The organism is Methylobacterium mesophilicum (genome assembly GCF_022179445.1).
GTDB classification, from domain to species: Bacteria; Pseudomonadota; Alphaproteobacteria; order Rhizobiales; family Beijerinckiaceae; genus Methylobacterium; species Methylobacterium mesophilicum.
In genome coordinates, this window is sequence record NZ_BPQU01000015.1 from 28312 (window position 1) to 53100 (window position 24789).

The following is a 24789-nucleotide window of genomic DNA, read 5'->3' on the forward strand; positions in this document are numbered from 1 at the left end:
ATGCGCGAGGCTGCGTTCTCCGCGCGCGAACGGAAGCCCCTCCTATCCCCCGGCCGTGCGCAGGTGATCCAGCAACAGGGCGGCGGCAGGGGGCAGCGCGCCGGGGCGGACCACCAGGGTGAGCGTCCGCGTCGCCCAGGGGTCGGTCAACGGCACCGCGGCGAGGTTCAGCTGCGGCCCGAGCAGGGCGAAGACCCCCTCGGGGATCGTGCCGAGGCCCATCCCGGCCTGCGCCATCCGGCAGATCCCGTCGAAGCTCGGCACGTGGATCCGCAGGCGCAGGGGCCGCCCGAGGCGCCGGGCCTCGTCCCGCAGGGCGGCGTAGATCGAGCTCTCCACGTGCAGGCCGACATGGTCGTATTCGAGGGTGTCGGCGAGGGCGATTGCGGCGTGCCCGCTCAGCGGATGGTCGGCCGGCATCACCAGGACCAGGCGGTCGCCGCGATACGGGTAGGCGGTGAGCGAGCGGGTATCGGTGCCGCCGGCGCAGATCCCGAGATCGGCCGCGCCCTCCTCGACGCCCAGCACCACGCCGCCGCTCGGCCGTTCCGCCAGGTCGACGCGGATCTGCTCCTGCGCGGCCAGGAAGGCCTGGAGGTCCTCGGGCAGGAACTGCACGATCGCCGACAGGTTGGCGAGCATCCGGACGAAGCCGCGCACGCCGTGCGCGTGCTCGGCGAGTTCGAGCGCCATCTGCTCGGCGCTCGCCAGCATCCGACGGGTATGGTGCAGCAGCGTCTCGCCGGCCGGCGTCGGGCGCATCCCCCGGGGCTCGCGGGTGAGGAGCGCGCAGCCCAGCGCGCGCTCCAGCTCGGCCAGGCGCTTGCTCACCGCCGAGGGGGCGATCGCCGCCCGCCTTGCCGCGCCGTTGAGCGTCCCGGCCTCGCAGATCGCCGCGAACAGGCGCAGCGTCTTCAGGTCGAGGCGGCTCACGGTCGCCGCGGTCGGACGCGTCTCGCGAATGCCTACGGCCTCGTCTTGGCGGCCCCCGGGGGGCCGCGCCAGTCCCGCGCGCCGACCGGCTGGCCGTACGCGCCGTGACCGAGCTTCGCGCCCTGCCGGTTGACCACGCCGAAGCGCAGGACAGCCTGCTCCAGGTAGTCGATGGCGTCCACGAGGTCGGCGCGGGCGGCCGCGACCGCGCCCTCGCCTTCCTCGCCCGGGGTCTCGGCGAGGTTCACGGCGGCGATCAGCACCCGGTCGCGCTCCTCCTCGATCCGCCGGTCGCGCTCGACATGGCCGCGGACCCGGGCGTCGAACGCCTCGATCACCGACCAGGGCAGCGCGTCCTTGTCCACAGGCGCCCGGAAGGCCAGCGCGTGGCGCCTTGCCGCCGCCGCCGCGGCCCTGACGTGGTCGGCGAGTTCTGCATCCATCCCGGGTCCCCGTGCGGTCTCGCCCATGCTGTCTCGAACGCGCGCCGGTCCCGGCCGTTGCCGAGGCCCTTACCGGGTCGCACCGCCTGCCCTCAAGCGTGAATCCGGCGGGGCCCTTACCTTGACAAGGCGCGGCCTTATCTCTCGGAACTGTGATCGGTGTACCGGGCCTCGCCCGGAAGGGAGTTCCCCGGAATGGTTTCGATGCTGAATGCCGGCGCCCTGCGCCCCTCCTCCGCGGCGGCGCGCCTGCTGAGCGCGCTCACGGTCCTGCTGGTCGCCACCGGCCTCTCGGGCTGCGGCGCGATCAACCGCGTGCCGACCCTGGAGGAGCAGGCGAAGTCGTCCTGGAGCGAGGTGCAGAATCAGTACCAGCGCCGGGCCGACCTGATCCCCAACCTGGTCGAGACCGTGAAGGGCTACGCCCAGCAGGAGAAGGACGTGCTGATCGGCGTGACCGAGGCCCGCGCCAAGGCGTCGAGCGTGAAGGTCGACGCCTCGACGGTGAGCGACCCGCAGAAGTTCAAGGAATTCCAGGACGCGCAGAACCAGCTGTCGGGGGCCCTCGGGCGCCTGCTGGTCACGGTGGAAAAGTACCCCGACCTGAAGTCGAACCAGAACTTCCTGGCCCTGCAATCGCAGCTCGAAGGCACAGAGAACCGCATCGCCGTGGCGCGGCGCGACTATATCGGCGCGGTCCAGGCCTACAACACCGAGCTGCGCACCATCCCGGGCCGCTGGATCGCAGCGATCATGTATCCGGAGTCCAAGCCGATGGAGACGTTCTCGGCGACGCCCAACTCCGACCGTCCGCCGAACGTGAAGTTCTAGAGACGGCGCGGATAGATCGATGCGGCTCATGGGCTTGAGCCTCACCACGGTGGTGCGGCTCCTCCTCGCGCTGGTCGTGCTGTTCGGGTGCCTGGCCGTCTACGCGGTCGGCGCGCTGGCAGCCGACCTGACCTTCCCGCCGCTGACCGGCCGCGTGGTCGACGCGGCCGGCATCCTCACGCCGGACCAGCGCGGGACGCTCGAGGCCAAGCTGAAGGCGCACGAGGACAAGACCTCGGACCAGGTCGTGGTGGCGACCGTGCCCAACCTGCAGGGCACGACCGTCGAGGATTACGCCAACCGCCTGTTCCGGGACTGGAAGCTCGGGCAGGCCAAGACCAACAACGGCGCCCTGCTGCTGGTGGCGCCGAGCGAGCGCAAGGTTCGGATCGAGGTCGGGTACGGGCTCGAGGGCGCGCTGACGGACGCGCTGTCCCGGGTGATCATCGCCAGCGCGATCACGCCGCGCTTCAAGACCGGCGACTATTACGGCGGGATCGATGCCGGCGTCGACGGGATCCTGGGGATCCTGTCGGGGGATGCGCAGGAGTGGCAACGCAAGCCGCAGGTCCGCAGCGACGAGGTCGATCCCGGGCAGGTCGCGATCTTCATCGCCCTGTTCCTGATCGTCCTGTTCGTGGCCTGGCGCATGAACCGGGGCGGACGGGCCGGGCGGGGCGGCGGCATCGTGTTCCTGCCCGGCCCAGGCTCGGGCGGATGGAGCGGCGGCTACTCGGATGGCGGTTCGTCCGGCGGCTTCGGCGGCGGATTTTCCGGCGGGGGCGGCTCCTCCGGCGGCGGGGGAGCCTCGGGTGACTGGTAGGATCGCGGACGTTCTCCCCCCGGAGGCGCGCGAACGCCTCGCCCAGGCGGTATCCCGGGCCGAATCCGGCACGTCCGGCGAGATCGTCGTGATGGTCGGCCGCCGCGCGGGCGCCTACCGCTCCGTGGTGCTGCACGCCGCCCTGATCGCCGGGCTGATCCTGCCCTGGCCGCTGATCGCGCTGACCGGCTGGAGTGCGGTCACGATCCTGCTCGCGCAGGCGGCCCTGGTCGCCGCGATCCTGGGCCTGAGCCAGATCGAGCGGCTGAGCCTCGCCCTGGTGCCGCGCAGCCTGCGCAGCGCCCGGGCCCGGGAGGCCGGGCAGCGGGCGTTCTGGTCCAGGGGCCTGAGCCGGACCCGGTCCCGCACCGGCGTGCTGCTCTACCTGTCCCTGGCCGAGCGCCACGCCGAGATCGTCACGGATCTCGGCGTGCTCGGGCGAATCCCGGCGCAAGCCTGGGACGGCATCCTGGCCGAACTCGGCGGGGCGCTGGCGCGCGGCGAGATCGAGGGCGGCCTGACCGTGGCGGTGGAGCGCATCGGCGCCTGCCTGGCGCAGCACCTCCCGGCCGGGCCCCACGATCCGGACGAATTGCCGAACCGGGTGATCGTCGCGGATTGAAGCGTCATTCCGGAAGGCGGGCGCCGGCTTTCGGAAAGGGACGATGCGAAGCAAAGACCTGGCGCATCGTGCCTGGCGTATGAAGCGCGGCCCTTTCCCGGACATCCGGCACGTCAGGGGACGATGATCCGGGGCCCGGCGCGGACAGCGCCGCCGCTGCATGCATCCGGGAAACGGCACCGCGAGACAGGAAACGCCCGGCGACGCACGTTTCCATCGAGACCTGAGCCTAATCTCGGGTCCGCCGCAGCGCGGCCATCACGGCCTCGGGCGAGGCGTCGCATCCCGCCGGCACGACCAGCTTCACGGCCAGCTCGTGCCGCGTCGCGGCCCCGTTCGCTCCCAGAACCGCGCCGGCCCGGCGCACGACATGCAGGACGCCCAGCGCCATCGCGGCCCGGGGGCCGTCGAGGGTCCAGCCCCGGTAGACGTAGACGACGCGGTCGTTCGGGTCGCGCGGCGCCGCGAGGGACGTGTCCGTGCCGTGGGGCGAGGGCTCGACGAAGTCGGCCACCACCGGGCGCGGGCACGCGGCGGTCCAGACCACCCGGCGCACGGCCTCGGCCCGGGTCAGGACCACGCCCGCGCCGAGATCGACCGCCGCGACGGCGGCGGCCGGCTCCGGGGCGGCCGGGCCGGTCCCGTAGGCCTGGACCCGCATCGAGACCGACAGGGCGAGCAGCAGGCACAGGGCGCCCAGGCCCGCGCGGTCGGCTCTGGTCAAACGGGACGCGCGACCGGGCACGGCGACCTCTCGACATGGATGACGATGGGCAGCAGCGAGGCCGCCACCGAGACCAGCGCCACGGTCACCGAGCCGGCCCCGTCGTGCCAGTGATGATAGGCCTCTGCCGACGGCAGCATCGCCAGGATCCGGGCGATGTTGATCGCGACGACCAGGATCGCGCTCGCCGCCAGGGCTCCCAGCGCCCCGCGGCCGATCGGTCGCCCGGCGATCTTGAGCACGCACAGCCAGATCAGGGCCGCCAGCGACAGGTTGTGGAACGCCGAGCAGCCCTCCAGCATCACGATCGACCAGTCCGGGCGGGTGCTGAGATAGACGCCGGTGGCGTGCAGGCCGGGAAACGCGAGGCGCCCGACCCAGGCCATCACGGCCACCTCGAACGGCTCGATGGCGTGGTAGAACAGCTTGAAGACGAGCTTGCTCCACAGCTCGCACACCGACAGGGCCAGCCAGATCTGACCGATATCGGCGAGCAGACGGTCTTCCGAGCGCCGGACGAGGAACCACGCCGCGACGAGCGTCATGCCGGCGTAGACCGCGTGGGGCTCGGGCAGGAACCACGTGAGCGCACCGGCGACCAGGATACCGGGGTCGGACCGCGTCAGCGCCGGGCGGACCTCACGGGCGGTGAACAGGAGGACCGCCGTCGCCAGCGCGGCGAACACCTCGCCGAACTTAAGCTCGACGAGGCGCTGAAGGCCCGGATCGGGCTCGAGCAGCAGGCGCTGCAGGGCGGCCGACAGGGAGGTGCCGCAGCCGAAGACCAGCAGGCTCCAGCGCGCGGCGTGGACCGGCGGGCTCGACGGGCGCGCGTGGGCCGTGCCGCCCACGATCGCCGTCCCCCGTCCGGCCAGGATCTCGGCCACGCCGGCGCTCTCAGGCGGCAGCCGGCCCGGACTGCTCGCGGCGCCTGCGGCGCAGGAAGGTCACGGTGCCGCCGGCGAGCGCGAGACCCAGGATCGCGTTGATCTCGGGCGAGGGCGCGCCACCGGAACCGCCACCGGCACCGGCACCGGCAGCGGCGCTGGATTCGAACAGGCCGGCAAACGCCCCGCCGGTTCCGTAGGGGCTCGCTTCGGCAAACCCACCCGCCGTGTAGGTGCCGGCGCTCAGGTGGATCTGCGCCGAGCTGAAGGCGGGATTCTGCAACGCGTCTAAAGCCGAGGTCGCGTAACTCCCGAGCGCGGGCGTGGATGTGAGCCCTGAGAAGATCGTCACGCCCGTCGATGATGTCACGTTGATCCGGAACTGATCACCGCTGAGATAGGAATCCACGATCGAGAGCGTTCCCGGCCCGGCAAGGCTGAAGGAGAACGTCGGCAGCACCGAGCCCGGACCGCCGAAATCGAAAGATCGGTACCCCGCGCCGAGGGCGAGATCGATCGTTTGCGCCCGCGCCGGCAAGGCCTGCGCCACCATGGCCATGGCCATGACCGCGACGACACGCGATAGGCTCTTACTCATCTGCCGCTCCCCTTCGACCGCATCAGCCCCATCGCCCCGCCATCGAAATGAATAACGAACCTTAGGACGTTAACCAATATTCTGTTATATCAGTATTTGACGATATGACTGGCACCAACGAGCGCGGTCAAGCGTGGCTATCTACTTATTAAGCCCGCTATAGCGCCTACTACTTTCGATGGCGTGCCTGCGAACAGTGTCGGCCGGCGCGAGGCTTGAATCGAAGCAGTCGATCGCGTGAATACGGCCTTCGCAAGCCACACCCGGAGGCAGTGACAGTCTTCGTGAAAGTTCACGGTGGCAGGATTTGTGCGTTGCCGCACGAACCCGAATCTGTACCGGTAACTCCGCAAGTCCGCCGGCGATTCTCCCTCACGACAGGCGCGGGCCGAGCCGCGCCTTCGGCATCCGCACGCGGGACGCCGAGATCGAGAGGGCGCGCGGTCGGTTAGGCCGGGATCGCCCGAGGAGGCCGTGATGAAGATCCTGATTGCCGCCACGCCGCTCACCGGCCACGTGAACCCGCTGCTCGCCATCGGCCGCGCCGCCGCCGCCCGGGGCGACACCGTGCAGGTGCTGACCGACCCGGCCTTCCAGGCCAAGGTCGAGGCGGCGGGCTTGGGCTTCGCGCCCTACGCGGACAACGATTCCGCCGGCTTCCTGGAGACGGCGCTGCCCGCCGGCCCGGAGCGGTTCCGGAGCGAATTCCAGCGGCGCTTCATCGATCCCATGCCGGTCCAGGCCGCCGCCCTGCGGGCCCTGATCGCCGCGGATGCGCCGGACGTGATCGTGGCCGGCAGCATGTTCCTCGGCGTTCTGCCGCTGCTCCTCGACAGGGCGCCGCGCCCGCCGATCGTCACCGCCAACATCAGTTTCCTGTTCCTCGAACGGCCCGACCACGCTCCGATCGGCCTGGGCCTGCCGCCCGCCCGCGACCCGTCCGAACTCGCCCGCTACGCCGCCCTGAAGGCGGGCATGGATGCCGCCTTCGCCAACCCGGTCCGGGCCTACGCGGACGCGCAGCTCGCGCGGCTGGGCGCGGCCCCGCTGCCGGCGTCGCTGCCGCACGCGGTGGTGGTCCTGCCCGACCTGTTCCTCCAGCCGACCGTGCCGGGCTTCGAGTACGATTACGGCACGCTGCCGCCGGGCGTCCGCTTCATCGGCCTGCTCCAGCCCCCGGCCCCGCCGGCGCCCCTGCCGGACTGGTGGCCGGAGCTGGAACGGGCCAACGCCGACGGCAAGCCCGTGGTGCTAGTCACCCAGGGCACCCTCGCCAACGCCGATTTCGGCGCGCTGGTCGAGCCGACCCTGGCCGCCCTCGCCGACCGGGACGACCTTCTCGTCCTCGCCACCACGGGCGGCCGCCCGGTCGAGGCGCTGCGCGGGCCGATCCCGGCCAACACGCGGGTCGCGCGGTTCCTGCCGTTCCGGGAGTTGCTGCCGCGGGTGAGCGTGCTCGTCACGAATGGCGGCTACGGCAGCGTCTCGCAGGCGCTGTCGAACGGCGTGCCGATCGTCTCGGCGGGCCTGACCGAGGACAAGGCGGAGGTGAACGCCCGGATCGGCTGGTCCGGGGTCGGCCTCAACCTCGCCACCAACGCGGCGGGGGTCGACGCCCTGAGGGAAGCCGTGGCGCGGGTGCTCGGCGAGCCGGGCTTCCGGCAGCGGGCCATGGCCCTGCAGGAGGCCTTCGCGGCGCGGGACGCCATGGCCGGCATCCTGGGTGCGATCGACGCGCTGGTCCGCACCGGCCCGGCCCACAACAGCGGCACGGCGGTTCCGATGGCGAGGTCGGCGTGAAGCCGGCTACCGATCATCCGGTGCTGCGGGTCGTGGTCGATCTCAACCGCTGCCAGGGCTACGCCCAATGCTGCTACGCGGCCCCGGACGCCTTCGCGATCCGGGGCCACGAGATCCTCTTCTACGATCCGGCCCCGCCGGCTGAGCGGCGCGGTGCGATCGAGCGCGCCGTCCAGGCCTGCCCGGTTCGCGCCATCAGCCTGCAGGCCGGCCCGGACGACGGAGATCTGCCGTGACCGCCGAGCCCGCCGGCATCGTGGTGATCGGCGCCTCGCTGGCGGGCCTGCGCGCCGCCGAGGCCCTGCGGCACGGCTCCTATGACGGGCCGCTGACCCTGGTGGGAGCCGAGCCGTATCGCCCCTACGATCGGCCGCCCCTGTCGAAGCACGTGCTCGCCGGAGAGCTGAGGCCGGAGGCGACCCGGCTGCCGGAGCGTACGCGCCTGCGCGCTCGCTGGCGGCTGGGGAACGCGGCCGTGTCCCTCGACCGGAAAGCCCGCACGCTCCGCCTCGCGGACGGTACGGAGCTGGCTTATCAAAAACTGCTGATCGCCACCGGGGCCGATTCCCGTCCCTGGCCGGTCGAGACCGGCGGCGGGCTCGCCGGCATCCACACCCTGCGCGGCCGTGACGACGCCGCGTCCCTCCGGGCGGACCTCCTGGCCGGGCCCCGGCGGGTCCTCATCGTCGGGGGCGGGCTGATCGGCTGCGAGGCGGCCTCCTGCCTGCGCGACCTCGGCCTGCCGGTGACCCTGGTCGATCCCAACCCGACCCCGTTGGCCCGGGCTCTTGGGACCTGGGTCGGCGGCGTGATCGCCGCGCGCCTGCGCGAGTCCGGCGCGGTGTTCCGCCCCGGCACCCAGGTGCTGCGGTTCGAGGGCGACGCGGCCGGCCGGGTCGCCCGGGCCCGCCTCGCGGACGGCGGCACCGTGGAGGCCGACCTCGTGATCGCCGCTCTGGGCGCGACCCGGGCCACCGGCTGGCTCCGGGGCGCCGGCCTGACGGCGGATCCCGGCGGCGTCACCTGCGACGCGGCCTGCCGGGTCCTGGACGCGGACGGAGCGCCCTGCCCCGACATCTACGCGGCCGGAGACGTGGCCCGCTGGCCGATCCGGCTCTACGGCGACCGGCTGGTCTCGGTGGAGCATTGGGGCAACGCCGTCGAGCAGGCGGCCCACGCCGCCCGCAACATGCTGGCGGCCCCCGAGGACCAGCGCGCCTACGTGCATCTTCCGGCCTACTGGTCCAGCCAGTTCGGGATCAACATCAAGGCCGTGGGTCTCACCGAGGGTGCCGACGCCGTCGCGGTGGTGCAGGGTACGCGCGCGTCCCGGCGCTTCCTCGCGGTCTACGGCCGGGCCGGACGCAGCATCGCGGCGGTCTCGTTCGACCAGGCCCGGTGGCTGCCCGCCTATGCCGAGGCGATCGAGGCGGGCGCCGCCTTCCCGCCGATCCTCGACGCCACGGACCAGCCCCGGATCGAGACCGCAGCGCCGGGCTTCCCGCCGGCGCGCCCCTCCGCCGAGGCCGCCCATGGCTGACCCGATGTCCGACGAGGCCCTGTTCGCCGCCGTGACGGACCCGGCCAACCGGGCCGACCCCTACCCGCTCTATGCCCGTCTGCGGCAGCGCCCGGTCTGGCGCCAGCCGGACGGCAGCTACGTGGTGAGCGGCCACGCGGCGATCCGCGGCCTGATCTTCGATCCGCGCCTCAGCTCGGAGGATCTGCCGCCGCCCCGCCGGCCGCGCACCGGCAACCCGCTCAAGGACCTCATCCTCAACCCGATCAAGAACCGCATCACCGCGACCCACCGGCCGCTGATCTTCCGCGACCCGCCCGACCACGACCGCCTGCGCAGCCTCGTCATGCGCGAATTCTCCATCACCCGGGTGCTCGGCCTGCGCGACCGGATCGCCCGCGAGGTCGATCAGCTCATCGACGCCTGCCGGGGGCGCTCCGAGATCTGCCTGGTGAGCGACCTGTCGTACCCGTTGCCAGTCACGGTGATCTGCGAACTGCTCGGCGTCCCCGAGGCGGACGAGCCGCGCTTCCAGGTCTGGGCGACGCAGCTCGCCACCGCGGTGGAACCGGATGCCCACCACGACGCCGAAACCCGCCGTCAGATCGTCGGGGCCTTCGACGCGATCGCCGCCTATATGCGCGACCTCATCCGCGAGAAGCGCCGGCGCCCGGCCGACGACATGCTCAGCGGGCTGGCCGCGCCCGGTCCGGATGGCCGGAAGCAGCTGAGCGACTTCGACCTGATCGCCACCGCGGTCCTGCTCCTGGTCGCGGGCCACGAGACCACCGTGAACCTCATCACCAACGCGATGCTGACCCTGCTGCGCCACCCGGGCGAACTCGAGCGCCTGCGCGCCGACCCGGAGCGGGCGCCGCAGGTGATCGAGGAGGTGCTGCGCTACGAACCGCCGGTGCATTTTCGGACCCGCAAGGCGTTGGGTTCGATCACCATGGCCGGCGAGACGATCCCGAAGGGCGCCCCGGTGATCCTGCTGTTCGCCGCGGGGAACCGCGACCCGGAACGGTTCTCCGAGCCCGACCGGTTCGATCCGGACCGAGCGGACATCCAGCATTTCGGCTTCGGCGGCGGCCTGCACTACTGCATCGGCGCACCGCTCGCCCGGATCGAGGCCGAGATCGCCCTGGTGGCGTTGAGCCGCCGCCTCGTAGCGCCCCGCCTGCTGCGCGACCCGCCGCCCTACCGGCCTGGCGCGTCGCTGCGCGGGCCGGAGCAGCTCGGGATCGGGATCGACGGGATCGTCTGAGAGCCCGTCGCCCCGGCCGGATTCCGGATGGGTTACGAAACGTGAACCGCCGGAATGTTTCCCGTGAAACATTCACAGGTTCCGGCCCCCGTCCCTGCTGGGACGGAGGAGCCGTCGATCCCGTGCGATCAGCGCCGCACCGGGACCGGACCGTTCATGCCGGGCCAGTCGGAGTAGCCGTTGGCGCCACCACCGTACCAGTAGGGCTTGGGCGCCTCGGCCAGGGGTGCGCCGCTGGCGAGGCGATCGACGAGGTCGGGGTTCGCGATGTAGGGGCGGCCGAAGCTGAACAGGTCGGCCCGGCCTTCGGCCAGCTCGGTCTCCGCGAGGTCGAGGGTCAGCTGGTTGTTGCCGATATACGCGCCCTTGAACCGACGGCGCAGGTCGAGGAAGTCGATCCCGTCCGGAACGTCGCGGGTCTGCTGGGTCACGCCTTCGATCGTGTGGACGTAGAGCAGGCCGAAGCCGTTCAGCGCGTCGACATAGGCGCCGTAGGTGGCGTGCGGATCGGAATCGAGCGGCGTCTCGCCGGGCTGCGTGGTGGCGGGCGAGAGCCGGATGCCAACGCGGGCGCCGCCGCCCCAGACCTCGGTGACCGCCCGGACCACCTCCAGGGGAAAGCGCAGGCGGTTCTCGATCGACCCGCCGTACCGGTCGGTTCGCTTGTTGGTGGAATCGCGGACGAACTGCTCCAGCAGGTAGTTGTTGGCCGAGTGGATCTCGACGCCGTCGAAGCCGGCCCGCTTGGCGTTCTCCGCGGCCCGCCGGTAGTCGGCGACGATTCCGGGGATCTCGTCGGTCTCCAGCGCCCGCGGCGTCTCGTGGGGCTTCATGCCGTCCTGGGTGAACGCGGTCCCCTCGGGCTTGATCGCGGAGGCCGAGACCGGCAATGCGCCGCCCGGCTGAAGATCGGGATGGGAGATCCGGCCGGTGTGCCAGAGCTGCAAGAAGATCCGCCCGTCATTGGCGTGGATCGTCCTCACGATCCGCGACCAGCTCTCCACCTGCGCGTCGGACCAGATCCCCGGGGTGTAGGCGTAGCCGACGCCTTGCGGTGAGATGTTGGTCGCCTCGGAGATGATCAGCCCGGCATTCGCGCGCTGCCCATAATAGTCGGCGGCGAAGTCCGGCGGCACGCCTTCGTCGTTCGAGCGGCTGCGGGTCAGGGGTGCCATCACCACCCGGTTCTTGAGCGTCAGGTCGCCGATGGTGACGGGTTGAAGGATCGGGCTGTTCGGCATGGGGCCTCGCACACGGCATCGCGGAAGGACGATGGCCGAAAACGCCTCGCCCAGGCTCGGAAGGGATGGCCAATAACCCGTCGAGGCCCGTCCGGGGTTCCACGGTCGCGCCTGGATCGGCCGAATCGGCTGCCATCGCAGGCCGGCGGCGCGGAATGCCGCGGGAACCGGCCTCCAGGGCCCGCCTTGCCCTGTCGGTCGCTTGCGAGCGGCGCGGCCTTGGGCGTCGCCGCAGCGGAACTTGACCGTACGGCCGGGCGCTTGCCCTGGCGAGGCCGCACCGCGCGGCTGTGCTTCCCCGATCTGGAGAACCGACCCGATGAAGGCACTCTGCTGGCACGGCAAGAACGATATCCGCTGCGACACGGTGCCGGACCCGGTGATCGAGGATGCCCGCGACGTCATCATCAAGGTGACGAGTTGCGCGATCTGCGGCTCCGATCTCCACCTGATGGACGGCCAGATGCCGACCATGAAATCCGGCGACGTGCTCGGCCACGAGTTCATGGGCGAGGTCGTCGAGGTCGGCCAGGGCTTCACCAAGTTCAGGAAGGGCGACCGCATCGTCGTGCCGTTCAACATCAATTGCGGCGCCTGCCGCCAGTGCAAGCTCGGCAACTGGTCGGTCTGCGAGCGCTCGAACCGCAACGGCGAGATGGCGGCCGCGCAGTTCGGCTACCCGACCGCGGGCCTGTTCGGATACTCGCACCTCACCGGCGGTTATGCCGGCGGGCAGGCCGAGTACGTGCGCGTGCCCATGGCGGACGTGGCGCCCATGAAGGTGCCGGATGGCATGGACGACGAGTCGGTCCTGTTCCTCACCGACATCCTGCCCACCGGCTGGCAGGGCGCCGAGCATTGCGAGATCCAGGGCGGCGAGACCATCGCGATCTGGGGCGCGGGCCCGGTCGGCCTGTTCGCGATCCAGTCGGCCAAGATCATGGGGGCCGGGCGCATCATCGCCATCGACACCGTGCCCGAGCGCCTCGCCCTCGCGAAGAAATCCGGCGCCACCGACGTCATCGACTTCATGAACGAGGACGTGTTCGAGCGGATCCGTGAGATCGGCAAGGGCCAGGGCGCCGACGGCGTCATCGACTGCGTCGGCATGGAGGCGAGCGCGGGCCATGGCGGCCTCACCGGCGTGCTCTCGACCCTCCAGGAGAAGCTGACCTCCACCGAGCGGCCCTACGCGCTGGCCGAGGCGATCAAGGCGGTGCGCCCCTGCGGCATCGTCTCGGTGCCGGGCGTCTATGGCGGCCCGGTACCGGTCAACATGGGCTCGATCGTGCAGAAGGGCCTGACCCTCAAGAGCGGCCAGACCCACGTGAAGCGCTACCTGGAGACGCTGACCAAGCTGATCCAGGAGGGCAAGTTCGACATGACGTCGATGATCACCCACCGGTCCACGAACCTCGCCGACGGCCCGGACCTGTACAAGACCTTCCGCGACAAAAAGGACGGCTGCGTGAAGGTGGTGTTCCACCCGAACTGAGCCCGATTGCGGCGCGCCCGCCGCCGCCGAGACGGCCCCGGTCGCCAGAGACCGGGGCTTCGACCGTCGCTTTATCCCAGGACCAATCCCGTATGACGATGCCGGCCGCCCGCACCCTGCTGCCCCTCCTCCTCTGCACCCTCGCCGGATCGGCCCTGGCGCAGGAGCCCGTGGCCGCCACCTCGCCGCCGCCGGCCGGCTCGACCGCGCTGACGCAGGTTGCGCACTTCCAACATCAGGTCACCGGCGTGACAGTGGCGCAGGACGGCCGGATCTTCGTGAACTTCCCGCGCTGGACCGAGGATTCGCCGGTGTCGGTGGCGGAGCTGAAGGACGGCAAGCCGGTCCCCTACCCCGATGCCGAGTGGAATGCCTGGCGCAACGCCCGCAAGGACGAGGTCGACCCAAAAACCCACTTCGTCTGTGTACAGAGCGTGGTCGCCGACCGGCAGGGCCGGCTCTGGGTCGTCGATGCCGCCGCCCCCGCGATGGCGGCCGTGGTCAAGGATGGCCCGAAGCTCGTGGCGATCGACCTGAAGACCAACACGGTCGCCAAGACGATCGCGTTCGACCCGACGGTGGCCCCGCAGGGCTCCTACCTGAACGACGTGCGGATCTCGCCCGACGGCAAGACCGCCTACCTCACGGATTCCGGCGCGGAGGGCGCCCTGGTGGTGGTCGACATCGAATCCGGGACGGCCAAGCGGCTGCTCGCGGGCGTGCCTGCGACCATGCCCGATCCGGCCGTGACGGTGACGTATGACGGCAAGCCCCTGCGGCGGCCGGACGGGCGCGGCGTCGCGTTCTCGGCCGACGGCATCGCCCTCTCACCGGACGGCAAGACGCTGTACTGGCAGGCGATCAAGGGTAAGGTTCTGTACAGCCTGCCGACCGACGCGCTGACCGGCTGGGTCACGGCATCGCTGGTGCCGGAGATGCTGGCCGACAAGACCCTCACCGGCAAGGTCGTCACCGTGGGCGAGAATGGGCCAGCCGACGGTCTGCTCATCGATCGCGACGGCAGCCGCCTATACGTGACGTCGCCGCAGGACGATTCGATCAAGGTCCGCGATCTCGCGTCCAAGGATTCTGGGGTGACCACGCTGATTCAGGATCCGCGCCTGCGCTGGCCGGACACGTTCAGCCAGGGGCCGGACGGGACCGTCTACGTCACGACCTCGCACATCCAGGATTCCGCCTTCTACAAGGAGGGCGCCCCGGTCGCGCTCCCGACCGAGCTGTGGAGCTTCAAGCCGGTTGCGGCTCCGCGCTGAGCCCGTCACACGCCCGACGTCTGTCGGCGCCGGGCCGGAAGCTCATCACCCAATATGGGGCAGGACCACGCAACGAGATTGCTTGTACATCGCGAATGGCGTCGCAACAGATAAATTCACTTTACGTCACCATAAATACAAATCCCCCTGTTTATCATTCATAATCTTGGGTCATAGAACGTCCGATATTTTAAAGACCGCTCTTCGACCATTTAAAATTGAATACCGGTCCGGTCGTGACATGAAGTCAGATCTGTCAGTCGAAAAATACAAACAGAAACAATTCCATCTCCAACACAAATTACGATATCGGCCACCTATTCATGATGGGGAGGCACATGGTCCGGCAGCTTCCCGATCGACACCATCAAAATCAATTTTATAAGATTCGAGATTTCGTAACAGGGATTATATGAGCGATGAACTTGCTGTTCGATAAGGATCTCCGCTCGAAAGTGGAGGCCCTGGACCGGTCTCAGGCCGTCATCGAATTCGCCCTCGACGGCACGATCCTGACGGCCAACAAGAACTTCCTCGACGCGGTCGGCTACAGCCTCGACGAGATCCGCGGCCAGTCCCACCCGATGCTGGTCGCCCCGGCCATCCGGGAGACGGACGCCTACCGCGCGTTCTGGGCGGCGCTCCGGCGCGGCGAGTTCCAGGCGGGCGAGTTCAAGCGCATCGGCAAGGACGGCCGCGAGATCTGGCTGCAGGCGACCTACAATCCGATCCTCGACCGCCGCGGCAAGCCGATCAAAGTCGTCAAGTTCGCCGCCGACGTCACCGCGCAGGTGATGCGCACCATCGCGTACGAGGGGCAGATCGCGGCGATCAACCGGTCGCAGGCGGTGATCGCGTTCGCCCTGGACGGCACGATCCTGACCGCGAACGAGAACTTCCTCACCACCCTGGGATATCGGCTGGACGAGATCCAAGGCCGCCACCACGGCCTGTTCATCGACCAGACCGAGCGCGACAGCGCCGCATACCGGCGCTTCTGGGAGGATCTGGGCCGCGGCGAGAGCCGGATGGCCGAGTACAAGCGCCTCGCGAAGGGTGGGCGCGAGGTCTTCATCCTGGGCAGCTACAACCCGATCTTCGACCGTGACGGGCGCGTCATCACGATCGTCAAGTTCGCCACCGACGTCACCGCCGCGGTGCTGGAGCGCCGGCGCCGGGCCGACCTTCAGAGCGCCCTCGCGCGCGACCTCACCGCGATCGCGGAGGCCGCCTCCGGCGTCTCGCAGCAGGCCGGACAGGCCGCCCAATCATCGACGCACGTCTCCGGCGACATCCAGATGGTGGCCTCGGGCGCCGAGGAACTGGCCGCCTCGGTCTCCGAGATCAGCGCGCAGGTCGTGCAAGCATCCGAGATCTCCGGGCAGGCCGTGAGCCAGGCCCGGGAGACGCAGCGGATCATCGCCGGCCTCAGCGCGTCGGCCGCCCAGATCGGCGAGGTCGTCGCGCTGATCCAGAGCATCGCGGCGCAGACCAACCTGCTGGCGCTCAACGCCACCATCGAGGCGGCCCGGGCCGGCGAGGCGGGCCGGGGCTTCGTGGTGGTCGCCGCCGAAGTCAAGGAGCTGGCCAACCAGACCGCCCGGGCCACCGAGCAGATCGGCGCGCACATCTCCGGGAGCCAGGAGGCCACCCGGGGCGCCGTGGCGGCGATCGACGCGATCCAGGGCACGATCGTGCGGCTCAACGAGGTCGCCACCGCGATCTCGACCGCGGTCGAGGAGCAATCCGCCGTCACCCGCGAGATGTCGGCGAGCATGCAGGCGGCCGCGCAGGGCGTCGGCTCGATCACCGGCAGCCTCGATCTGATCGCCCGATCCGCCCGGCAGGCGGACGGCGCCACGCAGCAATTGCGCGCCGCCGCACAGGACGCCACTTGACCGCCTGCGGGACCGCGACCCGGTTCCCGACGACCCGGAGGACGATCCGAGACCCCCATGTGCAACCTCTACAGCCTGCGCACCGGCCCCGCCGGGCTGCGCCGCGCCTTCGGAACCGTCGGCGACCGCACCGGCAACCTGCCGCCGCTGCCCGCGATCTTCCCCGACCAGATGGCCCCGGTGGTCTGGAACGGGCCGGAGGGCCGGGAACTCGCCCTGATGCGCTGGGGCATTCCCGGCCCGAAGGCCTTCGGCGAGCACCCCGTCACCAACGTCCGCAACGCCGCGAGCCCGCACTGGCGCCCCTGGCTGGGCCCGGCCCACCGCTGCCTGGTGCCGGCCAACGCGTTCAGCGAGTACGCCGACGCGAAGCCGCGCAAGATCCCGGTCTGGTTCGCCTGCGACGAGGACCGTCCGCTCTTCGCCTTCGCGGGGATCTGGCGGCCCTGGACCGGCGTGCGCGGGACCAAGCGGGAGAACCCGGACCGCGTCCCCGAGGAGCACCGGCTGTTCTCGTTCCTGACCACGGAGGCGAACGGGGTCGTCGGCCCGGTCCACCCCAAGGCGATGCCGGTCGTCCTCACCGAGCCGGAGGAATGGGCGGCCTGGCTGGAGGCTCCGACCGCCGAGGCGCTCAAGCTGCAGCGCCCGTTGCCGGATTCGGCCCTGCGCGAGGTGGCCCGGGGCGAGCGCTCGGACGGCGCCGCGCCGGATGCCGAGCCCGAGGCGTGACCGCGGGCTGCGGCGTTCCGGTCACTGGATCGAGCCGCCGTCGGGCGTCTGAAGAAGCCGCAGGGCCTCGCCCAGCACCGCGTGCAGGTCGGCCGCGCCCTGCAGGCTGAGGGGAAGCCCGACCCGCTGACCGAGGATCGTATCGAGGACGACCATGGCGAGGTCCTCGCCGACGAGCAGGCTTGGCTTCGGCAGGCAGAGCGGCAGGACGAAGTCGCCCTCCGTCTCGCCGAGGACGTCGATGGCGTCGCCAGGTCGAAAGGGCTTGGTCTTGTCGTTCATCGCGGCCTGACCTCGCGGGCATGTCCGGTATGACGGATGAAACGCTACGCGATCGGGAGCCCGCGGGCCAGCCTCGGGCGCGGGCGATTACCTCGGAGGATGATGCGTCAGCGCTCCCCGTCCGGGAGGCGCCGCGTCCGGACCGTCAGCGTGTCGATCTCCAGGGATCGGACCTTCAGGGATCCCACCTCCAGAGAGTCCACCTGCAGGGAGTCCACCTGCAAGGCCCCGACCCGGGCGCGGCCGACCGACAACCGGCCGATCGCGAAGGCGCCCAGCGCCACCGCGCCGAAGGCCAAGGCCCCGATCGCCAACGCCCCCACCGCGGAGGCGCCGACCGCCCCGGCTCCAACGGCTCCGGCTCCGATGGCCCCTGCCCCGATGGCCCTTGCCCCGAGCGCGGCCGGGTCGCGGGACCGGGCGGCTCCGGCCCCGACCGGGCGGCGCGTCATCTCCTCGGGCATCCGGGATCCTCTGGCGGCGGATCCTCGGGTATCGCCCTCCCTCCGGAGCACGGCAAGGCCGGAGCGCGCGCGGCGGCCCCCAGGTGGGGCGGACCGGTCAGTAGAGCCGCGTATTTCGGGACGCGCCCCTCAAGGCCAGACCCGGATCGCCACCGGGCGGCGCACCAGGTCCCGGTCGGAGGTGATCGTGCAGCCCTCGACGCGCAGGGTCGCGTAGGTCAGCAGCGCTCCGTCGCCGACATCGTCGAAGTTGCGGCCCCGCGCGCCCGGATCGAGGAGCGACGGGTAGGCGATCAGCGGCGCGGTCGCCATGCAGGGATCGTCGTACAGGGTCGCGCCTTCGAGGAGCAGGCGCGGCGTGTCCCAGGCGAGCAGGTCGCGCGAGGTGGTCCAGTAGAAGCCGGAGCGTGCGAAGGTGCCGCCGACCTTGGCCATGAACACAGCGATCCAGGCGCCCGTGGCCCGGTGGCGGACGACCGCGCCGACCGGCCCCGGGAACGGCCCCACGGGCCGGCAGGTGGCCGGCAGCGCGACGGCGGCGCGGTACGGATCCGGGAAGGCGGCGGTGAAGCCGGCGCCGGTCCAGGCGCGCCAGCGGGTCGGATCCGCCGGATCGTCGCTGCGGAACAGGCAGACGCCGGCCGCCTGGTCGCTGCCGGGGCGATCCCAGCCCGTGGTCGAGGCCAGAAAGTAGCGCCAGCGCCCGTCCGCCACGATGTTCGACGGGTTGAAGAAGCCCCGGTGCCGGCCCTGGTCGACCTCCTGCCGGAACGGCGCGCTGGCCACCACGACGGGCGGGCTCCGCCGCAGGACGCTGCGCCCGCCATCCGTCGAGGCGGCCGCCGTGATCGTGTTGTACCAGCACGCCATGTAGGACCCCGCCGGGCAGCGGCCGGGATGCTCGTTGGCCTGGTACTCGTGGTGCAGCAGTGCGGCGACGCGGCTGCCGTCCTCGGTCCAGGTGGCGGTGATCCAGGACCGGTCGTCATAGGCCGCCGGGTCGGCCTTCTCGCCCGAATCGAGCACGACGGCGCAGTCGAGCTTGAGGTGGTCGAGGTCCGGCCCGCGCAGGGCGCGGTTGCGGTAATGCATCCCGAACACCGCCACAGCCCCGGCGGCGTCGCGGAACGCCCGGGCCGGCGCGTCCGGGACGTCGGCGCCGTCGCAGGCATCGCGGCCGGCCTTGAACACCACGGCGGGCGGCCCGACCAGGGTCAGGGCCGAGAGGGGCGGCTCGGCGGCGGCCCGGGCGGGCGGGGGGATGAACAGGACGAGCGTCGAGAGGGCGGCGGCAAGCAAAGCGGAACGCTGCCGGATCCCTCCCCACGCAGCGGCTGTCATAGTGACGGATCGGCCCCTGCAGGCCGCGACAGGCCCCCTCTCCCGCACGGGAGAGGGGACCCGCGCCCCGTCTTGAGATGGGTGAACACCCTCCCCCGCAGAGGGGTGAGGGAGAAGCGGCGCCGCTCCGCCCCGCATCCCGTACGCCGAGTCCATCACTGAAATCCGGGTGCGTCCCGGCCACGCCTGGACAAAGCACGCCAGATTCGCTTGAGAACGGTTACAGAGTACTTGCCGACCGGCTGTCGCTCGAAAGTCCTTCATGCTTCTCCTGATCCTCGGGCTCGTGCTGTTCCTCGGCACGCATGCCTTCTCGATGGTACGCTCCCAGCGCGCCGCGATCGTCGGCCGGGTCGGCGAGGGCCGGTACAAGCTCGGCTACACCGCCCTGTCGCTGCTCGGGCTGGTGCTGATCGGGGTCGGCTTCCACGATTACCGGCTCAGCGGCTACATCCCGGTCTGGGATCCGCCGGTCTGGACGCGCCACCTAGCCCTGACGCTCGTCTGGCTCGCCTTCGTGTGCCTCGCCGCCGCCTACCTGCCGGGGCACATCCGGGCGAAGGCCAAGCACCCGATGCTGCTCGCGGTGAAGATCTGGGCGACCGCCCACCTGCTCGCCAACGGCGATCTCGGCTCGATCCTGCTGTTCGGCGGCTTCCTGGCCTGGGCGGTGGCGGCGCGGATCAGCGCCAAGCGCCGGGCGCTCGCTCCGGGGGCGGTCGTCGCCCAGCACGGGGGCGCCGTCGCGGCCCCGCATGGCTGGCGCAACGACATCCTGGCCGTGGTGATCGGGACGGCGGTCTGGTTCGTGTTCTCCCGCTACCTGCACTACCCGCTGATCGGCGTCTCGGTCTGGCCCGGCACGGCCTGAGGCCACCGCCGACCACACCCGCTGTCGCCAACCCGGCGCCCGTGTGTTAGGCGCGGGGCTCGATAGCTGTGCAAGGTGGCCCGCGGACAAGCGCGGGCCGGGAAACGATGGCCGAGAACAACGAGTTCATCCGCGAGGTCGACGAGGATTATCGCCGCGACCGGATCCTCCAGATCTGGAAGCGCTACAGCGGCGTGATCATCGCGCTCGCCGTGCTCCTGGTGGTGGGCGTGGCCGGCTGGCGCTACTGGCAGAATCAGCAGCGCGTGGCCGCCGAGACCGCCTCGGTGCGGTTCGACGAGGCCAACCGCCTCGCCCGGGACGGCAAGGTCGCGGAAGCCGACACGATCTTCGACGCGCTGGAGCAGCAGGGTCCGGCCGGCTACCGGCTGCTCGCCCGGTTCCGCGCTGCCGCCGAAACCGCCAAGCGCGACCCCGAGGCGGGTGCCAAGGACTTCGATACGCTGGCCGGCGACAGCGGCCTCGGCGACGGCCTGCGCGACCTCGCGCGGCTGCGCGCGGCGCTGCTGCGCCTCGACAGCCCGAACCCGGACCCGGCTCTGGCCAACCTCCAGGGGCTCGCGGCCGGAACCCCGTTCCGCCACACCGCCCGCGAAATGCTCGGTCTCGCCGCCCTGAAGAAGGGCGATTTCGAGGAAGCCGGCCGCTGGTTCGACCAGCTCTCGGCCGATCCCGAGACACCCCGGAATCTGCGTGAGCGGATCGAGGTCTACGCGGCGCTCGTAGCGGGCGGCCCGGTCACCGTGACCGAGGCCAAGCCCGAAGTCGCCGCCCCGCCCCCGCCGATCACGCGCTGATTTTTTTTCGTCGACCATTTCGAGACAGACCATGGATATGCCGACCGTCGCGATCGTCGGGAGGCCGAACGTCGGCAAGTCGACCCTGTTCAACCGCCTCGTGGGCAAGAAGCTCGCGCTCGTGGACGACCGGCCGGGGGTGACCCGCGACCGGCGCGAGGGCGATGTCGCGTTCGGCGGCCTCCACTTCCGGGTGATCGACACAGCCGGGCTGGAGGAATCGGACGCCGCCACCCTGACCGGCCGGATGCGGATGCAGACCGAGGCGGCGATCCTCGCCGCCGACGTGGTGCTGTTCGTGATCGACGCCCGCGCCGGCGTGCTGCCGGCCGACCAGCCCTTCGCCGAGCTGGTGCGCCGGGCCGGCTGCCCGGTCATCCTGATCGCCAACAAGGCCGAGGGCGGCACCGGGCTCGCCGGGGCCTACGAGGCCTTCACCCTCGGTCTCGGCGACCCGATCCCGTTCTCGGCCGAGCACGGCGAGGGCCTGGGCGAGCTGCACGAGACGCTGAAAGGCGTCCTGCCCAAGCGCGACGAGGACGACGAGGATGAGGACGCCCCCGGCGGCCGCTCCCTGAAGGTCGCCATCGTGGGCCGCCCGAATGCCGGAAAGTCCACGCTGATCAACCGCATGCTCGGCGAAGACCGGCTGCTGGTCGGCCCCGAAGCCGGCATCACCCGCGATTCGATTTCCTTGGATTGGGAATGGCGCGGGCGGAAAATCAAGCTGCACGACACGGCCGGGATGCGCCGCCGCGCCCGGATCGACGACAAGCTGGAAAAACTCGCGGTCTCGGACGGGTTGCGCGCCGTGCGCTTCGCCGAGGTGGTGGTGGTGCTGCTCGACGCCACGATCCCGTTCGAGAAGCAGGACCTGACCATCATCGACCTGGTCGAGAGCGAGGGCCGGGCTGTGGTGATCGGCCTGAACAAGTGGGATCTCGTCGCCGACCAGCCGGGCCTGCTCAAGCAGCTGCGCGAGGATTGCACCCGCCTGCTGCCGCAGGTGCGCGGCGTCGCGGTGGTGCCGCTCTCGGGGCTCGCCGGCGACGGCCTCGACAAGCTGATGCAGGCGGTGGTGCAGGCCTCGGAGGTCTGGGACAAGCGGATCTCGACCTCGCGCATCAACGACTGGCTGAACGAGGCGACCTCGCGCAACCCGCCCCCGGCGGTGTCGGGCCGGCGGATCAAGATCCGCTACGCCACCCAGGTGAAGAGCCGGCCGCCGCATTTCGCGCTGTTCGGCAACCAGCTCAACGCCTTGCCGAAATCCTACACCCGCTACCTGGTCAACGGCCTGCGCGAGGCGTTCGAGCTGCCGGGCACGCCGATCCGCCTGAGCTTGCGGACCTCGCAGAACCCGTTCGACAAGGGCTGAGGCGGCCGGTCACCGAGCCGCGTCAGCGATCCAGTCCACAGCGGCCGACAGGGCGGCGCGCTCGTCCTTTCCGTCGGCCAGGGCCGCCTCGTAGGCGCCGACCTGCCCGTCCGCGCTGGTGCCCTCGGTGACGATCGCCCGGGCGCGGGCGACGTCCGCGGCGCAACCGAGCGCGTCGGCATCCTCCGCCACCAGGGCCAGCACCGCCTCCAGCGCCTCGACGAACGGCACCGCCTCGCCCCGCGCCTCGTCGATCAGCGTCGCGCGTACGCCGCTGTGCTGGGCCCGCCACAGGTTTTCCGAGGCCAGGGCGCGCGAGACGCCGTCGAGTCCGGCATTCAGCGCCGGACGGCGCACGCACAGGCGCACCAGGCAGCGATACAGGGCGGCGATGCAGAACGAATCGTCGAGCCGGGTGCAGGCGTCGGCGATGCGCAGCTCCAGGGTCGGGAACTTGATGGAGGGCCGCAGCGACCACCAGAGAAAACTCGCATCCGCGATGGCGCCGGAGCGGGTCATGATCTCCACGAACCGGGCATGCGCGGCTGAGTCCGAAAAAATCTCGGGCAGTCCGGTGCGGGGCAACTCGCCGAACACGCTGAGCCGGTAGGCCATCAGCCCGGTCGCCTCGCCCTGCCAGAACGGCGAGGAGGCCGAGAGCGCCAGCAGCAGCGGCTGGAACGGCAGCAGCCGGTTCATCAGGTCGATCCGGGCGTCCGGGTCCGGCACCTCGACATGGACGTGCATGCCGCAGATCAGCGCCCGCCGTGCCGCGATGCCGACATCCGACAGGATGCCCTTGTACCGCTCGCCGTCCGTGGCGGTCTGGCGGGACCAGCGCGCGAGCGGATGGGTGCCGCAGGCGAGCAGGCTCAAGCCGTTCTCGGCCGCGATGCCGGCGAGCTGCGCCCGCTGGCCACCGAGATTGTTGCGCGCCGCCTGCGCGTCGTCCAGCGGCGGCGTGCAGACCTCGACCTGCGCGGCGACCAGCTCCCGCCCGGTCTCGGGCAGCTCCGCCTGCACCCGGGCATGGAAGCCGGCCAAGTCGCCCCGGGGCGTGCCGCGGGTCTCGGCATCGGCGAGGAAATACTCTTCCTCGATGCCGAAGCGGTAGCTGTGGGCGCTCATCTGCGTCTCCGGACACGCAACTCGCACGCTAACGCGCCGGGCTGCCCGAAGATGCCGCTCCTCAGGGCCGCAGCGCCCCGCCCACCAGCCAGGCCGGGTCGAACCAGCGGTCGGCCTCGCCGTCGTAGGGCAGGCGGGTGATGTCCCAGTTCTGGATGTACTTGGCGTAGACGTTCCACACCGCGATGCCGCCGCCGACAAAAATCCGCCGGCCGGGGTAGCGCTTGAGCACCTGCTCGGGATCCTCGTGACTGCGGATCACATCGATGGTGCGGTCCTTGAACGCGAAGTCCGGGACAGAGGCCACGGTCTTCGGCCCCGCGATCAGCACGTGGCCCATGGTGAGGGCGAAGAAGCGCGTCACGTCCTCCACGAACAGCGGGTCGGTATTGCCCTCCCAGGGCAGGTGCCCGTTCAGGCCGAGCTGGCCGCGCAGGCCGATCGCACAGATGCAGCGGACGTCGATCATCGTAAATCCCAAACCCTGCGGGCTCCGCCCGCAACCCGCCGGGGCCGCAGGCCCCGGACCCCTTTACTCGGGCGCGCGGAACTGCATCACCCGGTCGGTGGGGAAATCGTAGAGCTTGCCGGTCTCGGTCCAGTCCGGCGCGGCGAGCCGCACGAAGTGGGGAGCGAGATCCTCGGGGGTCTTGAGGGTCTCGGGATCCTCCCCCGGCATGGCCGAGCGGCGCATGCCGGTGCGCAGCGGCCCCGGGTTGAGCAGCATCGCCCGGATGGCGGTGGTCTCGTTCTCGGCCGCGTAGGTCCGCACCAGCGCTTCGAGGGCCGCCTTCGAGACCGAATACGGCCCCCAATAGGCCCGGCATTTCGAGGCCGCGCCCGACGAGACGAAGATCGCCCGGCCGGCATCGGACATGCGCAGCAGCGGGTCCAGCGAGCGGATCAGGCGCCAGTTGGCCGTGACGTTGACCTGCATCACCTGGTCCCAGACCTTCGGGGTGATGTGGCCGATCGGCATGAGGGCGCCGAGGATGCCGGCATTGCCGACCAGGATGTCGAGGCGCTTCCAGCGATCGTTGATCGCCGCGCCCAGCCGGTCGATCGCGTCGTAATCGGCGAGGTCGAAGGGCACCAGCGTGGCGCTGGACCCGGCCGCCCGGATGGCGTCGTCCAGCTCCTCGAGGGCGCCGACCGTGCGGGCCACCGCGACCACGTGGGCTCCGGCCCCGGCCAGCGCGAGGGCGGCGGCGCGCCCGATGCCGCGGGACGCCCCGGTGACGACCGCCACGCGGCCTTCGAGGATTCTGTGAGACTCAGCCATGCGCGGGACCTAGCGCATTTCCGTGCCGGGGGGATCGGAAAATTCCGGTTTCAAAAGGTCCGTGACCTTTTGCGGGTGCAGGGCGGAGCCCTCCAAGGACCCAGGGGCGCCGCCCCTGGACCCCGCCAAAGGGCTCGC

The 24789-nt window shown here is 71.0% G+C and carries 26 protein-coding genes; 14 read left to right on the forward strand and 12 right to left on the reverse strand.

Annotated features, from left to right (window positions below):
* Window positions 1-42: 42 nt before the first annotated feature.
* Together MFF40_RS15950 and MFF40_RS15955 are read right to left on the reverse strand one after the other, a co-directional pair.
* Window positions 43-933, reverse strand: a complete 891-nt coding sequence (locus MFF40_RS15950) for a LysR family transcriptional regulator (RefSeq protein WP_238261313.1) — start codon at window positions 931-933, stop codon at window positions 43-45.
* Between the two features lie 32 nt (window positions 934-965).
* Window positions 966-1376, reverse strand: coding sequence for a hypothetical protein (locus MFF40_RS15955; protein ID WP_147854001.1), 411 nt, complete (start codon window positions 1374-1376; stop codon window positions 966-968).
* Window positions 1377-1571: 195 nt separating this feature from the next.
* Here MFF40_RS15955 and MFF40_RS15960 point away from each other — a divergent pair, with 195 nt between their 5' ends.
* Genes MFF40_RS15960 through MFF40_RS15970 form a run of 3 tightly spaced genes read left to right on the forward strand, consistent with a single transcriptional unit; the run spans window position 1572 to window position 3652 of the window.
* Window positions 1572-2207, forward strand: coding sequence for a LemA family protein (locus MFF40_RS15960; RefSeq protein ID WP_147853989.1), 636 nt, complete (start codon window positions 1572-1574; stop codon window positions 2205-2207).
* Window positions 2208-2226: 19 nt separating this feature from the next.
* A complete protein-coding gene (locus MFF40_RS15965; protein WP_147853988.1) occupies window positions 2227-3030 on the forward strand; it encodes a TPM domain-containing protein in 804 nt (267 codons plus the stop codon).
* A complete protein-coding gene (locus MFF40_RS15970) occupies window positions 3020-3652 on the forward strand; it encodes a TPM domain-containing protein (RefSeq protein ID WP_147853987.1) in 633 nt (210 codons plus the stop codon). Before MFF40_RS15965 ends, MFF40_RS15970 begins: the two co-directional genes overlap by 11 nt.
* A gap of 229 nt (window positions 3653-3881) precedes the next feature.
* Here the strand turns inward: MFF40_RS15970 and MFF40_RS15975 are convergent, their stop codons facing one another.
* The 3 genes from MFF40_RS15975 to MFF40_RS15985 are packed head-to-tail and all read right to left on the reverse strand — an operon-like array spanning window position 3882 to window position 5828.
* Window positions 3882-4376 carry a hypothetical protein gene (locus MFF40_RS15975; RefSeq protein WP_147897520.1) on the reverse strand — a complete coding sequence of 165 codons (495 nt, stop codon included), beginning with the start codon at window positions 4374-4376 and terminating at the stop codon, window positions 3882-3884.
* A complete protein-coding gene (locus tag MFF40_RS15980; protein WP_147897519.1) occupies window positions 4373-5263 on the reverse strand; it encodes a hypothetical protein in 891 nt (296 codons plus the stop codon). Before MFF40_RS15980 ends, MFF40_RS15975 begins: the two co-directional genes overlap by 4 nt.
* A gap of 10 nt (window positions 5264-5273) precedes the next feature.
* Window positions 5274-5828 (reverse strand): hypothetical protein, encoded by a 555-nt coding sequence (locus MFF40_RS15985; RefSeq protein WP_238261315.1) that lies wholly within the window; start codon window positions 5826-5828, stop codon window positions 5274-5276.
* Between the two features lie 510 nt (window positions 5829-6338).
* Between MFF40_RS15985 and MFF40_RS15990 the strand changes: the two genes are divergently transcribed.
* The 4 genes from MFF40_RS15990 to MFF40_RS16005 are packed head-to-tail and all read left to right on the forward strand — an operon-like array spanning window position 6339 to window position 10447.
* Entirely contained in the window at window positions 6339-7661 is a 1323-nt protein-coding gene (locus tag MFF40_RS15990; RefSeq protein ID WP_238261317.1) for a nucleotide disphospho-sugar-binding domain-containing protein, read from the forward strand.
* A 23-nt stretch (window positions 7662-7684) separates the two neighbouring features.
* On the forward strand, window positions 7685-7897 hold the full coding sequence (locus MFF40_RS15995; protein ID WP_147857393.1) for a ferredoxin: 213 nt from the start codon (window positions 7685-7687) through the stop codon (window positions 7895-7897).
* Window positions 7894-9201, forward strand: coding sequence for an NAD(P)/FAD-dependent oxidoreductase (locus MFF40_RS16000; protein ID WP_238261319.1), 1308 nt, complete (start codon window positions 7894-7896; stop codon window positions 9199-9201). The genes MFF40_RS15995 and MFF40_RS16000 overlap by 4 nt, the downstream gene beginning before the upstream one ends.
* 4 nt (window positions 9202-9205) lie before the next feature.
* Window positions 9206-10447: a cytochrome P450 gene (locus MFF40_RS16005; RefSeq protein ID WP_238261401.1), complete on the forward strand. Its 1242-nt coding sequence runs from the start codon at window positions 9206-9208 to the stop codon at window positions 10445-10447.
* Between the two features lie 128 nt (window positions 10448-10575).
* Here MFF40_RS16005 and MFF40_RS16010 read toward each other — a convergent pair whose 3' ends face one another.
* Entirely contained in the window at window positions 10576-11688 is a 1113-nt protein-coding gene (locus tag MFF40_RS16010; protein ID WP_147854975.1) for an alkene reductase, read from the reverse strand.
* A 319-nt stretch (window positions 11689-12007) separates the two neighbouring features.
* Between MFF40_RS16010 and MFF40_RS16015 the strand changes: the two genes are divergently transcribed.
* The 4 genes from MFF40_RS16015 (at window position 12008) to MFF40_RS16030 (ending at window position 17087) form a co-directional block, all read left to right on the forward strand.
* A complete protein-coding gene (locus MFF40_RS16015) occupies window positions 12008-13183 on the forward strand; it encodes a zinc-dependent alcohol dehydrogenase (RefSeq protein ID WP_238261321.1) in 1176 nt (391 codons plus the stop codon).
* Between the two features lie 92 nt (window positions 13184-13275).
* Window positions 13276-14457 (forward strand): L-dopachrome tautomerase-related protein, encoded by a 1182-nt coding sequence (locus MFF40_RS16020; protein WP_147854977.1) that lies wholly within the window; start codon window positions 13276-13278, stop codon window positions 14455-14457.
* Between the two features lie 419 nt (window positions 14458-14876).
* Entirely contained in the window at window positions 14877-16355 is a 1479-nt protein-coding gene (locus tag MFF40_RS16025; RefSeq protein ID WP_147854978.1) for a methyl-accepting chemotaxis protein, read from the forward strand.
* A 57-nt stretch (window positions 16356-16412) separates the two neighbouring features.
* A complete protein-coding gene (locus tag MFF40_RS16030) occupies window positions 16413-17087 on the forward strand; it encodes an SOS response-associated peptidase (RefSeq protein ID WP_147854979.1) in 675 nt (224 codons plus the stop codon).
* Window positions 17088-17108: 21 nt separating this feature from the next.
* On the opposite strand, the gene MFF40_RS16035 is transcribed toward MFF40_RS16030, so the two are convergent.
* The 3 genes from MFF40_RS16035 to MFF40_RS16045 all read right to left on the reverse strand — a co-directional run bounded on the left by MFF40_RS16035 (window position 17109) and on the right by MFF40_RS16045 (window position 19174).
* A complete protein-coding gene (locus tag MFF40_RS16035; protein WP_147854980.1) occupies window positions 17109-17369 on the reverse strand; it encodes a hypothetical protein in 261 nt (86 codons plus the stop codon).
* 107 nt (window positions 17370-17476) lie between these two features.
* Window positions 17477-17833, reverse strand: a complete 357-nt coding sequence (locus tag MFF40_RS16040) for a hypothetical protein (RefSeq protein ID WP_187278089.1) — start codon at window positions 17831-17833, stop codon at window positions 17477-17479.
* 129 nt (window positions 17834-17962) lie between these two features.
* The gene (locus MFF40_RS16045) at window positions 17963-19174 is read right to left on the reverse strand and encodes a hypothetical protein (protein ID WP_378997204.1); all 1212 of its coding nucleotides are present in this window, start codon (window positions 19172-19174) and stop codon (window positions 17963-17965) included.
* 262 nt (window positions 19175-19436) lie between these two features.
* Between MFF40_RS16045 and MFF40_RS16050 the strand changes: the two genes are divergently transcribed.
* From MFF40_RS16050 to der, 3 genes are all read left to right on the forward strand, one after another.
* A complete protein-coding gene (locus MFF40_RS16050; RefSeq protein ID WP_147899171.1) occupies window positions 19437-20045 on the forward strand; it encodes an NnrU family protein in 609 nt (202 codons plus the stop codon).
* Between the two features lie 107 nt (window positions 20046-20152).
* Window positions 20153-20863, forward strand: a complete 711-nt coding sequence (locus MFF40_RS16055) for a tetratricopeptide repeat protein (RefSeq protein WP_147899172.1) — start codon at window positions 20153-20155, stop codon at window positions 20861-20863.
* Window positions 20864-20894: 31 nt separating this feature from the next.
* Window positions 20895-22241: a ribosome biogenesis GTPase Der gene (der, locus tag MFF40_RS16060; protein ID WP_147857545.1), complete on the forward strand. Its 1347-nt coding sequence runs from the start codon at window positions 20895-20897 to the stop codon at window positions 22239-22241.
* A 9-nt stretch (window positions 22242-22250) separates the two neighbouring features.
* On the opposite strand, the gene MFF40_RS16065 is transcribed toward der, so the two are convergent.
* From MFF40_RS16065 to MFF40_RS16075, 3 genes are all read right to left on the reverse strand, one after another.
* Window positions 22251-23369: a carboxylate-amine ligase gene (locus tag MFF40_RS16065; protein WP_147899173.1), complete on the reverse strand. Its 1119-nt coding sequence runs from the start codon at window positions 23367-23369 to the stop codon at window positions 22251-22253.
* A 61-nt stretch (window positions 23370-23430) separates the two neighbouring features.
* A complete protein-coding gene (locus MFF40_RS16070; protein WP_050733992.1) occupies window positions 23431-23838 on the reverse strand; it encodes a dihydrofolate reductase in 408 nt (135 codons plus the stop codon).
* Window positions 23839-23901: 63 nt separating this feature from the next.
* Window positions 23902-24651, reverse strand: coding sequence for an SDR family NAD(P)-dependent oxidoreductase (locus MFF40_RS16075; protein WP_147899174.1), 750 nt, complete (start codon window positions 24649-24651; stop codon window positions 23902-23904).
* Between the last annotated feature and the right edge of the window lie 138 nt (window positions 24652-24789).